Below are 12427 nucleotides of genomic sequence, written 5' to 3'. Positions count from 1 at the left end.
AGAAAAGATATGATAAAAGAAATCAAATCATCTCTATTTATCCCAACTTCTTTATAAAATATTTATTCTACAGGTTTGATAATTCTTTAATGATTTATTTTTTATCTATAAGTTGTCAGGATTTGAAAAAAATCACGACTAAACAGATATATAAATGTTATTAAAATTATGCGTAAAGTTATTTTTTATTCTCTAACAGCTTCAATATTATTTTGTGAAACTATTTTTAGTCAAGGTTGTAGCGATGCAGGTTTTTGTACAATTAATAATGTAAAACCTGTAAATTTTTGGGAACGTAGTGAGCCTGTTAAAAACCAAATAAAAGCAGGATTTTTCTTCGGAACAGGAGATAATAATGTAAATGTTTGGGGAAATTATTTAGAATACAACCGACAAATTTCAGATGCAATCAGTTTTGATACACGAGTAACGTCCATTGCTCAAAGCGGAAATAGAATTCATTCTTTGGGGCTTTCTGATATATTACTTTCTGGCAATTACAAAGTTAATGAAAAACTGAGCATTACATTAGGGACTAAAATTCTTCTTTCCGATGGTAACAAAAAGCAAGAAGGGCTTTCATTACCTATGGATTATCAATCCAGTTTAGGAACACTTGATGCAATTATGGCTCTGAGTTATCAAATTAATAAATTACATTTTGTTTTTGCTTGGCAACAACCTATTTTACAAAATAAGAATGAGTTTTTGGCGGAAAATCAAACAAATGAGATTCTAAAGAAATTTCAATCTACTCAAAATTATCAACGAGGAGGAGATATTCTGCTACGGGCTTCCTATCCTGTTACTATAACAGATAAAATCAGTCTGACACCGAGTATTTTACCTATTTATCACTTAACAAATGATCAATTTACAGACATTTCAGGGAGCAAAAAACACATTGAAGGCTCAAAAGGACTAACTGTAAACGGAAATATTTATCTAGATTATCAAATTAACACAAAAAATAGTTTACAACTTAATACAGGAATGCCTTTTATAGCAAGAAAATCTCGCCCTGATGGACTAACGAGACATTTCATTGTTAATCTAGAGTATAGAGTTCGCTTTTAATAAAAGGGCAATCCAGATGTATTTCATTTTTTTAGAAATAATACGTATTTTTGCAGAATAATTAGCAGAATAATAGTATATGAATACCCAAAAATATAATAGTTTGGTAACTTTGGGGAAGTTTCTGGCTCAGTTTGCATCTTTTCCATACAAGGAAGATAAAAATATGCCTTCTGGAAATGATTTCCAATTTGAAAAATTCAAGGAAACTCTCAAATTAGCAGAACAGCAAAATGGTTGGTTTACTCTGGAAAACTTGCAATTCGCTTGTAAATCGTGGGCAGAAGCTCTGACGGAAGAAAATTTAAAAAAATGGCTCGAAAAATATGATTTCAGCAAGGTAACTCCCAAAAAAGTAGCTATTATTATGGCGGGAAACATTCCTTTGGTGGGCTTTCACGATTTTTTATCAGTGTTAATCGCTGGGCATAAAGCCATCGTGAAGTTATCATCAGATGATAAAATCATTTTGCCTTTCATCGCTAATTATTTACAGCAAATCAATCCCATTTGGAAAGATTGTTTTGTATTTACAGACGAAAAAATCATATATTTTGATGCTGTAATTGCCACAGGAAGTGATAACACAGCACGTTATTTTGAATATTATTTCGGGAAGAAACCACACATTATCCGTAAAAATCGTAATTCCGTTGCAATTCTCACAGGAAAAGAAACCGAAAAGGAACTTTTTGAACTTGGAAAAGATATTTTTACCTATTTTGGACTGGGTTGTCGAAGTGTTTCGAAAGTTTTTGTTCCTAAAGGATATAATTTTGACCATATTTTTAAGGCTATTTATCCTTTTAAGGATATAATTAATGGTCAGAAGTACGCTAATAACTATGATTACAATAAGGCTGTTTATCTGATGAGCTTGTTTAAACTTCGTGAGAATGGTTTTTTAATTCTGAAAGAAGACACTAGCTACGCCTCCCCTATCGCAACGCTTTTTTATGAATATTATAGCGATTTGGATAGCCTGAAAGAACAGCTGTTAAATGATACTGAAAAGATACAATGTATCGTTGCTAATGGATTTATTACCAACGAAATTCCGTTTGGGAAAACACAACAACCACAACTTTGGGATTACGCTGATAACGTAGATACTGTTAAATTCCTAACAAATTTGCAGTAAAAAAACAATCCTTTTTAGTTTCTGCAAGAAAATAATTTAGGAATTTTGCAAAAATTTCACACACAAACAGAAATATCACACAAATTTTCTGTTTGTTTTTTTACATAAGGAGATGAAAAAGCATAATTTTAGTGCAGGTCCTTCTATCCTGCCACAAGCGGTTTTTGAAAAAGCGTCAAAAGCAGTTCTTAATTTTGAAGATTCGGGTTTATCAATTCTTGAAATTTCACACCGAAGCAAAGAGTTCCTCAATGTTATTGAAAAAGCACGTGCTTTGGCTTTGGAAATAGCAGGTTTAGATGATTCGTATGAGGTTCTGTTTCTTCACGGGGGAGCAAGTACTCAATTTTTGTCCGTTCCGTATAATCTATTAGAAAAAAAAGCAGCCTATATTGATACAGGAACTTGGTCGAACAAGGCTTTGAAAGAAGCACAACTTTTTGGCAATGTAGAAATTATAGCTTCGTCGAAAGCAGATGGATATAAGTATATCCCCAAAAATTTCAGTATCCCTTCTGATGCTGATTATCTACATGTTACAACAAATAACACTATTTACGGAACTCAATTTCATCATATTCCAGAAACTAACATTCCGCTGGTAGCCGATATGAGTTCAGATATTTTTTCACGAGATATAGATTACTCAAAGTTCAGCCTTATTTATGCAGGTTCACAGAAAAATTTGGGAGCTTCAGGTAGTACAATGGTACTTGTAAAGAAAGCTATTCTGGGTAAAGTTTCTCGTAAAATTCCTTCCATTTTGGATTATCAAAACCAAATCAAAAATGAGAGTATGTTCAACACTCCTACCACGTTTTCTATTTATGTAAATCTGTTGGTTTTACAATGGATACAAGAAAAAGGAGGTGTAAAAGCTCTTGAAAAGCTCAATAAAGACAAAGCCGAACTTCTTTACAATGAAATAGACCGTAACCCACTTGTGGAAGGATATGCTACAAAAGAAGACCGCTCACTTATGAATGTTTCTTTCTTTTTGAAAGACCAATCAATGCAACAAAAATTTGATACTCTCTGGCAAAATGCAGATATTAGTGGACTAAAAGGACATCGAAATCTTGGCGGATATCGAGCCTCCATTTACAATGCTATGCCCATTGAAAGTGTACAAGTGTTGGTAGACGTTTTAAAGGAACTGGAAAAAAAATATTGAAAAAATTGTCAAACCTAAAATGAATATTATGAAATATTTTTTATTAGTCGTATCGTGTATTTTCTTATCTTCTTGTAATTCTAAAGAAGAAACTCAGCAAATAAATACAATAATTTACACTGATTTTGTAAATCCGCTAATGGGTACAGATTCCAAATTTGAACTTTCCAACGGAAATACCTACCCTGCCATTGCTACTCCTTGGGGAATGAACTTCTGGACACCACAGACTAACAAAATGGGCGATGGTTGGGCATATCAGTATCAAGCTAATAAAATTCGCGGATTTAAACAAACACATCAGCCCAGCCCTTGGATTAATGATTATGGTGCTTTTGCCATAATGCCCATCACTGGCGAACTTAAAATTGAAGAAAACGAACGTGCTTCGTGGTTTTCGCATAAAGCCGAAGAGGTAAAACCACACTATTACAAAGTTTACTTGGCAGATTATGATACTACGGTTGAAATTACGCCAACAGAAAGAGCTGCTCAATTCCGTTTTACATTTCCAAAGGCTGAAAAATCATATATTTTGCTCGATGCGTACTTTAAAGGTTCGATGGTAAAAATTCTGCCTAATGAACGAAAGATTGTCGGATATGCTCGAAACCATAACGGAGGTGTTCCGGAGAATTTCCACAACTATTTTGTACTTGAATTTGATAAGGATTTTCAGGTTTACAATACGTGGGGTGATGGTTGGAAACTTTCAGACACTACCGAAAATCAGGGAGAACACGTGGGAGCGGTGATTGGTTTTGCTACCAAACGTGGCGAACAAGTGAATGTAAAAGTTGCTTCCTCTTTTATAAGTGGTGAACAAGCAATGCTTAATCTGAAAAATGAAATTGGCTCAGATACTTTTGAACAGACAAAGGAAAAAGCCTTCAATCGCTGGGAAAAAGAACTTTCACGCATTGAAATTCAAGATAGTAATATTGATAATATCCGTACATTTTATTCCTGTTTGTATCGTGTGCTTTTGTTCCCTCGTACGTTTTATGAATTTGATGCCAAAGGCGAGATTGTACACTATAGCCCTTATAACGGAAATGTAGAAAAGGGTTATATGTTCACTGACAATGGTTTTTGGGATACATTCCGTGCTGTATTTCCTTTCTTTAATTTGATGTATCCTGAAATGAATCAAAAATTTATGAAAGGATTGGTAAATACATATCAGCAATCAGGTTGGTTACCTGAATGGGCAAGTCCTGGGCATCGTGATTGTATGATAGGCTCTAATTCAGCTCCTATCATTGCTGATGCATATCTGAAAGGAAATATTAATGAAGAAGATGCTAAAATTCTGCTCGAAGCGATGCTCAAAAATGCAACTCAAAATGAGGGCAGACCTGTAAAATCAGTAGGCAGAGAGGGTGTAGATTATTACAACAAATTAGGATATGTACCTTACAATGTTGGGATTAATGAAAATGTAGCTCGTACGTTAGAATATGCCTATGCCGATTATGCAATTTATAAAATGGCAGAAAAAATGAATCGTAAATACATTGTTGATGCATACAAAAAGAAAGCTCAAAACTATCGTAATGTTTTCGATAAAGAAACTGGTTGGATGCGAGGACGCAATGAAGATGGTACGTTCCAATCGCCTTTCAATCCGCTAAAATGGGGTGATGCTTTTACCGAAGGAAATAGTTTGCATTACACTTGGTCGGTTTTTCACGATGTTGAAGGACTTATCGAACTTATGGGAGGAGCTAACAAATTTGAACAGAAACTTGATGAGGTTTTTGAGATGCCTCCTTTATTTGATGATTCATATTACGGATTTACAATACACGAAATTCGTGAAATGCAAATTATGGATATGGGTAATTACGCACACGGAAATCAGCCTATTCAGCATATGATTTATCTATACAATTATATAAACAAACCTGAAAAAGCAAAAGAAAAACTCCACAAAGTAATGACAAAGCTCTACGCACCTACCCCCGATGGTTATTGCGGTGATGAGGATAACGGACAGACTTCGGCTTGGTATGTGTTTAGTGCGTTAGGCTTTTATCCTGTAAGCCCCGTAGATGATTACTATGTTTTAGGAAGCCCTCTTTTTGATAAAGCTACATTACAACTTCCTGATAACAAAAAATTTGTCATCACCAAAGGTAAAAATCATCTCGAAGATACCCAAAAAAACTCAAAAGATACTCCAGAGAATGGAAAAGGTACTTCAGTATATCTTAATAACAAAAAAATAGATGGCTTTAAACTTCCATTTGATAGTTTTAAAAATAACGGAACTTTGGAGTTTGATAAATAGTGTTTTTGGTATAGCAATGATAATCAGTATATTCGTCGGGCTACTTTTCATCGGAATTGGTTACTTTGTACAAAGCAACCCCACGATACTGGCTGGTTATAACAGAATGTCAGAAGAAAAGAGAAGTAATCTGGACATCAAAAAAATAGCAAAACACATCAAAAAAGCATTTGTTACAATGGGAATCCTATTAATTATGGGATTCCCTATAATGTTTTTTTTAGATTGGGAGGAATATGTTAGTATATGGATACTTTTAGTTATGTTCATCGGGATTGGTTATACACTGAAAAGCTCTGAAAAATTCCTACATAACAAAAAAAGAAATCTCACACTAGCTTATATTATTCTGATTATTATCTTCTTATTTTGTTTAACGATAATTTTTTCAGGAATGTCTTCTATGGAAATCAAAAAAGAAGGAGATGCTATCAGAATTACAGATACTTCAGAAAATGAAATATTTTTTTCGGAGATTCAAGAAATAAAATTAGTATCAGAGTTACCTAAAATAGCTATTCGGAGAGGAGGTTTCGAATTAGGTGGAGTGAAGAAAGGTAAATTCGAAACAAAAGACAAGGAAGAAGTCTTTTTATACCTACAATCAAAGAATTCTCCTTACATTATGCTTATCAGGAAGAATGGAGAAAAAATATTCTACAATGACAAAAATCCTGAAAAAACTCAGCAAACATATCAACATATAATGGAATAAACTATAATTTTTATCTGCAACCATCTTAAAGCAAAAAAGAATGGAACGAAGCGTATTTTTTGTACTTCAACTTTAAACTTTCAACTTTTTCTCTATCTTTGCAAAAAAACTGCAATAAGGTAAATGTCAGAAAAAACAATCACTCCATATAAAAATTCTACTGAAGGGAAGAAACAACAAGTCGCACAAATGTTTGATTCCATATCAGGCACTTACGACGGGCTTAACCGCGTAATTTCATTGGGTTCGGACATCAAATGGCGAAAATTTGTTGTTAAAAAAGTATCTGAAATTGCTCCAAAGAAGGTTCTTGATGTGGCAACAGGTACGGGTGATTTGGCAATTGCTCTTAGTGAGATTGATGGCTTGAAAATTGTGGGGCTTGACATTTCTGAAGGAATGCTTTCGGTAGGACGAGATAAAATACAGAAGAAAAATCTCTCTGAGCGTATTGAATTAGTGTCTGGTGATAGTGAAAATTTACCTTTTGCTGATGGTTATTTTGATGCGGTAACTGTGGCGTTTGGTGTACGGAATTTTGAAAATTTAGAAAAAGGGCTTTCTGAAATTTACCGAGTTATCCGCCCTGGTGGCAGGTTGGTTGTTTTGGAAACTTCTGTACCTGAAAAGTTCCCATTTCGTCAGGGATACTTTGCTTATACTAAATTTATTATGCCTTTGATTGGTAAAATATTTTCTAAAGATCGTTCTGCATACACTTATTTATCAAAATCGGCTTCGGCATTTCCTTATGGAAAAAAATTTAAAGCCATTTTAGATAAAATTGGATATAGCGAAACTAAATACTATCCAAAAACGCTAGGTGGAGTAGCTACTATCTACGTGGGAAATAAACCTAATACACTTTAAAATGAAAAAAATCTGTATATTCTGTTTTTTTGCCCTGATTTTCATTGGAAATTTTTCTATTTGGGGGCAACGAAGAGGTCCACTTATGAATCTAGAGCATTTTGATGAAAAACCACTGCAATGGGGGTATTATTTTGGTTCAAATACGTTCGATTTCAAGTTCAATTACAATGACTTAAATTATGGAACTCCTACAATACGTGAGATTAGAACTGTTAGAAACTGGGGATTCAATGTAGGACTATCAGGCTCAATGCGACTGATGAAATATCTTGATCTTAGGCTTGAACCTGGCTTGGTTTATAATAAACGTGACCTCCATTTCCCTGGTATGAATGAAAAAAGAGATTATCTTAGGGAAGTGAAGTCTACTTACATTTATATTCCTCTACTGGTGAAATTCAGTTCAGAACGTTGGTATAATGTTAAGCCTTATCTTACTGCAGGAGCTTCAATGGCTATCAACTTAAGTAGTAATTATAATTTGAATATAGATAATTACGAACGTATTTTCCGTACTCAGCGAAGTGTTTTCTTCTATGAAATGGGAATAGGAATTGATCTTTACACACCTTTTTTCCGTCTCTCACCTTCCATAAGAGGTTTATTTTCAATAAATAACGAACTTATACCAGATGGTAATGCTTCAAGCCCTTGGACTGGAAATTTAGGAAAAATAAAATCACGTGGATTTTTAATTAATCTCACTTTTGAATAGCCCTACAACGATAAAAAAACAACAATCTATGAAAAAATTTATCACTTTTGTGTTACTATTAAGTGCCTATGTAGGTTTTTCGCAAAATTATAAATATCCGATGGCAAGTCCAAGACAGGTGATTTCTCAACAATTTTCTGTTACAAAAATATCTGTTGATTATGGACGACCAAGTGTACGTGGACGTAAAATCTTTGGTGAGTTAGTTCCGTATGGAAAAATTTGGCGTGTGGGAGCTAATGAAGCTACAAACATTACCTTTGAACAGAGTGTTCTTTTTGGTGGTAAGCCCACAAAATTAGGCAGATATGCTATTTTCATCACTCCCGAAGAACGCGAATGGACTGTAGCATTAAACTACGATGCTGATGCCTGGGGTGCTTATAGTTATGACCCTAATGAAAATGCTATTGAAATAAAAATTCCTGTACAAGTTCAAAAAGAATTACAAGAATCGTTGGAAATTTCTTTCGAAAATATCAGTGAAGGAAAGATTAGTTTAGTTATCCGATGGGAATATTTGAAAGCTGAAATTCCCATTGAGGTCGACAATAAAGAAGATATTAACAAAATTATTGAACATCTAAAAGAAATCAAACAAGTAGAAAGGGATATGGGTGTTTAGAATAGTTTATGATATAAAAAGGCTCAGTTTTCTAAACTCGAGCCTTTTTTATATAAGTTTCAAACGTAAAATCATACTGATGTTTTTCATCTTTTGGAACATAACGCGATTTTTCTAATTTCCATTCATCTTTGGAAATTTCTGGGAAGAAAGCATCTGCTTCATTGAATGTGGCGTGTACTCGTGTCAATTCAATTTTGTCAGCGATACCCAACGCCAAATGGTAAATTTCTCCGCCTCCTATAACATACGGATTTTCATCTATTTGTTTTGCTTCTTTTATTGCTTCAGCAAGTGAATTTACCACAATGCAACCCTCTGCCACACAATTTGCCTGTCGTGTAATTACAATATGAATTCTGTTAGGTAATAATTTTGGAAAAGTTTCAAATGTTTTTCGCCCCATTATGATACAATGTCCTGTGGTCAAACGTTTAAATCTTTTGAAATCCTCAGGAAGATGCCAAAGCAATTCTCCGTTTTTTCCCAGAGCATTATTTTCGGAGGCAGCAGCAATTAGTGTAATCATTGATTTAGAAAATCTTGTTGTTGATTAGCTACATTTGTTTGCTCTTTCAATAACTCTTTTTGAGCTTTTTCCCTTTCTTTTTGAAGTTCATTTTCTACACTAACTTCCATCTTCAGAATTTTTTTCTGTTGCAATTCAACTAAACGTTGACGTTCTTTTCTTTCCCATTCCTTTCCCATAAAACGCTCTATAACAAACACATTTATAACGTGTAATAGAAAAAGAAATGTCCAAACAAGAATTCCCCAAATATACCAGTTATAAGTAGTTTCAGTATAAAGTAACTTATTGATTACTACCATAAAAATACATCCCAAAACAAATACCCAGAGATGTAAAAACAAACGTTTTTTCTGTTTTATTCTTCTTTGTGCATTTTCAAATAGCTCGTACTGAGCTGGTTCGATTGTTTTTCTATTTTCTTCCATTATATTTCGGTTTATATTAATAATGTCAAAAGTACAATTTTTATTGTTACTCCCAAAAATATTTTAATCTACTTCTTCAAATTCTTTCAAAACATTGTAAACTAAATGAGTAGGAAGACCAATTACATTATTGTAAGACCCTTCTATTGCTGTAACTCCCACATAACCAATCCATTCCTGAATACCATAGGCTCCAGCTTTATCATAAGGCTTGTATTCCGTTAAATAAAAATCAATTTCATTATCTGTAAATTGCTTAAAAGTCACTTTTGTTACGCAATTAACCAACTTTTGTTTTGTTAATGTTGTAAAACAAACTGAAGTAATTACCTCGTGTTGTTTCCCCGACAAGGATTTAAGCATCTCAAAACCTTCATTGTAGTCTTTTGGTTTTCCAAGAGCTTTTCCCTCGTGCCATACAATAGTATCAGATGTAATCAGCATATCATTATTTTTTAGTGTCCCGTAAAAAGGTTTAGCCTTTTGTACAGACAGGTAATCCGTTATTTCTTCTTTTCGCAAATTTTCTGGATAAGTTTCATCAATGGGTTTTAAAATTACCTCATAATTTAAGTGTAATTCTTTGAAAAATTGTTGTCTGCGAAGCGATGCTGATGCCAAAATGATATTGATGTTTTTCATAGTTTAGTAACTAAACAATATTTATTAGTCATTCTACTCTGGATATGCTATCCGAATGTGATAAATGTTTGTCAATTTGTCTTTAAAAACCTTTTTTATTTTTTCAATTTCTTTGAGCGTAATATCTGCATTCATAAACTGATTATCATCTAATTGCTTTTTAATTATTTTCTCTACAAACTCATCAAGCATTTCATATGTAGGATTTTTCAGGCTTTTGGTTGCTGCTTCCACCGAGTCTGCCATCATCAAAATCGCAGTTTCTTTGGAAAAAGGCTTAGGACCAGGATATCGAAAATTAAATTCCTGACAATTAGAATTTTGTTCAAACTCCTTTCTGTAAAAATAATACGCTAAACTGGTTCCGTGATGCGTACGAATGAAATCAATAATGCGTTGAGGTAATTTATTTTTACGTGCAAGTTCAATACCATCGGTAACGTGTCCTATTATAATTTTGGCACTTTGTGTAGGAGTCAAGGAATCGTGAGGATTCGTTGTAGTTTTTTGGTTTTCAATAAAATATACAGGATTCAACATTTTGCCTATATCGTGATATAAAGCTCCCACCCTAACTAGCAAAGCATTTGCTCCAATTTCTGATGCTGCTGCTTCTGCCAAATTAGCTACTTGCATCGAATGCTGAAATGTTCCAGGAGCTTTTTCGGAAAGTTCACGTAAAAGCTTAGAGTTCGTATCACTCAGCTCAAGAAGTGAAACATCGGAAACTAATCCAAAAGTCTTCTCGTAAATATATGTAAAAGGCTGAGAGAAAAGCATTCCCACACCATTAAGGAAAAAAAGTGTGAATAATGAAATGTTTAATCCAGAAATTGTGCCTTCGGTTATCGCGTGAAATGCTGTGTAAATCACAAAATAAGCTCCCGTAATTAATGCCGCTGAAACAAAACTATTCAATCTGTAATGTAAATCTCTGGGAGCAATAATAATAGCCAGTACCGCAACTACCTGAATAAAAACAAATTGAAAACTATTCGGAACGATAAATCCTACTATTAAAATCGTGGCTATGAAAACAAAAATTACCGTTCTTAAATCAAAAAACGACTTGAGAATCAGAGCCATCATACCAACGGGTACAATATAAATATACTGAGGAAAAGTTTGCGTAATAATTCCTACAAAAGCAATTATTGTAAGCATATTAATCAGAATAACAGCTATTTTTACATTATTCTTATAAATCTCTTTCTCATAAATTTTCAAGTACAATCCTATAACCAGAAGTACTATACTTACCAAAACATAATACCCCGTTAATGACCACACATAATTTTGATGATTCCACGTTTCTTCTTCATATTCAGATTGTAAAGACAACAAGGTGTTAAATCTTTCTCCTTCAACCATTTCTCCTCTGGCAATGATAAGTTGCCCTTTTTTCACCCAACCTCGTGTGTATACAATTTCTTTCAGGCTTTCTTCAAGTGTCTTTTTTGTAAAATTTTGTTCAATGGTTATATCAGGCTGCAAAATCTCGAAAAACAAATCGTAATAATTCTTTTTGTATTTATTGTATGGAGCATCGGAAAAATATTTTGCAATTTCTGAGCTTAATTCATTTAATTTCAAAATATTATTAAGTGAAACTTCATAAAATTCGTTGCCATTTCGGATAAGATTTATTTCTCCTTCTCCAGTATTTTCCACTGAAAGAATTACGCCTTCTTGATAAATTTTCTTCAAAAATTCTTCTCCTTTTGCTAACAATTCTTGTTTTTTCTGTTCCGAAACACCGTTAAAATGAGTATTTTTTTTGTTATTAAAATTAGAGATAACAGACTGATAAACAGAAGGGTCTTTCTGGTAATAAACAATTGAATTTTCTTTTATTTCTTCCTTTTCTGTTTCGATTTGTTCAGCAGTTTTTTTCAATGGAAAATCAAATGGAGCATAAAGCGTTTCGTGCTGCCACAACTTCCCTTTTTGGAACTCATACTTAAATTTTGCCTTTTTAGGAAACACCTGAACGATAAGGATTAAAGCCACTAAAAAGGCTATCAACTTGAAAATCATTGATTCCCTCAGGTACAAAGTATAACGAAATTTTTTCATTGTCAAAATCAATTGGAAAAGTAAAAAAACTTTAATTTACAAATGTACGGAAAATATTTAAATATCAATTGTTTGTAGAAAGTCCAGAAAATAATTATTTTTGCTTCACATCTTTGTGTTAAAAAAGATTCTTTAAAAA

The 12427-nt window shown here is 33.3% G+C and carries 12 protein-coding genes; 8 read left to right on the top strand and 4 right to left on the bottom strand.

Translation table 11 applies throughout. From position 1 onward, the window contains the following. Nucleotides 1–168 precede the first annotated feature (168 nt). The 8 genes from CGC48_RS08890 (at nucleotide 169) to CGC48_RS08855 (ending at nucleotide 8613) form a co-directional block, all read left to right on the top strand. A complete protein-coding gene (locus CGC48_RS08890; RefSeq protein ID WP_098029296.1) occupies nucleotides 169–1077 on the top strand; it encodes a hypothetical protein in 909 nt (302 codons plus the stop codon). Nucleotides 1078–1156: 79 nt separating this feature from the next. After that, nucleotides 1157–2218, top strand: a complete 1062-nt coding sequence (locus CGC48_RS08885; RefSeq protein ID WP_098029295.1) for an acyl-CoA reductase — start codon at nucleotides 1157–1159, stop codon at nucleotides 2216–2218. Nucleotides 2219–2330: 112 nt separating this feature from the next. Next, nucleotides 2331–3392, top strand: coding sequence for a 3-phosphoserine/phosphohydroxythreonine transaminase (serC, locus tag CGC48_RS08880; protein ID WP_098029294.1), 1062 nt, complete (start codon nucleotides 2331–2333; stop codon nucleotides 3390–3392). Between the two features lie 19 nt (nucleotides 3393–3411). Further along, nucleotides 3412–5685 (top strand): GH92 family glycosyl hydrolase, encoded by a 2274-nt coding sequence (locus CGC48_RS08875; protein WP_098029293.1) that lies wholly within the window; start codon nucleotides 3412–3414, stop codon nucleotides 5683–5685. Nucleotides 5686–5701: 16 nt separating this feature from the next. After that, nucleotides 5702–6400, top strand: coding sequence for a DUF3784 domain-containing protein (locus tag CGC48_RS08870; protein ID WP_157909898.1), 699 nt, complete (start codon nucleotides 5702–5704; stop codon nucleotides 6398–6400). A 123-nt stretch (nucleotides 6401–6523) separates the two neighbouring features. Then, nucleotides 6524–7270, top strand: coding sequence for a bifunctional demethylmenaquinone methyltransferase/2-methoxy-6-polyprenyl-1,4-benzoquinol methylase UbiE (gene ubiE / locus CGC48_RS08865; protein ID WP_098029291.1), 747 nt, complete (start codon nucleotides 6524–6526; stop codon nucleotides 7268–7270). A 1-nt stretch (nucleotide 7271) separates the two neighbouring features. Beyond that, on the top strand, nucleotides 7272–7988 hold the full coding sequence (gene porT, locus CGC48_RS08860) for a type IX secretion/gliding motility protein PorT/SprT (RefSeq protein ID WP_098029290.1): 717 nt from the start codon (nucleotides 7272–7274) through the stop codon (nucleotides 7986–7988). 28 nt (nucleotides 7989–8016) lie between these two features. Further along, a complete protein-coding gene (locus CGC48_RS08855) occupies nucleotides 8017–8613 on the top strand; it encodes a DUF2911 domain-containing protein (protein ID WP_198537135.1) in 597 nt (198 codons plus the stop codon). A 31-nt stretch (nucleotides 8614–8644) separates the two neighbouring features. Here CGC48_RS08855 and CGC48_RS08850 read toward each other — a convergent pair whose 3' ends face one another. The 4 genes from CGC48_RS08850 to CGC48_RS08835 all read right to left on the bottom strand — a co-directional run bounded on the left by CGC48_RS08850 (nucleotide 8645) and on the right by CGC48_RS08835 (nucleotide 12288). Then, nucleotides 8645–9142 carry a dihydrofolate reductase gene (locus CGC48_RS08850; RefSeq protein ID WP_098029289.1) on the bottom strand — a complete coding sequence of 166 codons (498 nt, stop codon included), beginning with the start codon at nucleotides 9140–9142 and terminating at the stop codon, nucleotides 8645–8647. Continuing rightward, the gene (locus tag CGC48_RS08845) at nucleotides 9139–9570 is read right to left on the bottom strand and encodes a 2TM domain-containing protein (RefSeq protein ID WP_098029288.1); all 432 of its coding nucleotides are present in this window, start codon (nucleotides 9568–9570) and stop codon (nucleotides 9139–9141) included. The genes CGC48_RS08850 and CGC48_RS08845 overlap by 4 nt, the downstream gene beginning before the upstream one ends. A gap of 63 nt (nucleotides 9571–9633) precedes the next feature. Next, nucleotides 9634–10212, bottom strand: coding sequence for a Maf-like protein (locus tag CGC48_RS08840; protein ID WP_098029287.1), 579 nt, complete (start codon nucleotides 10210–10212; stop codon nucleotides 9634–9636). Nucleotides 10213–10245: 33 nt separating this feature from the next. Then, on the bottom strand, nucleotides 10246–12288 hold the full coding sequence (locus CGC48_RS08835) for an HD family phosphohydrolase (protein WP_098029286.1): 2043 nt from the start codon (nucleotides 12286–12288) through the stop codon (nucleotides 10246–10248). Nucleotides 12289–12427 lie beyond the last annotated feature (139 nt).

It is taken from the genome of Capnocytophaga cynodegmi, from assembly GCF_002302475.1.
Classification (GTDB): Bacteria; Bacteroidota; Bacteroidia; order Flavobacteriales; family Flavobacteriaceae; genus Capnocytophaga; species Capnocytophaga cynodegmi.
Note: the sequence above shows the minus strand (reverse complement) of the source record. Positions and strands in the feature narration are given on the sequence as shown.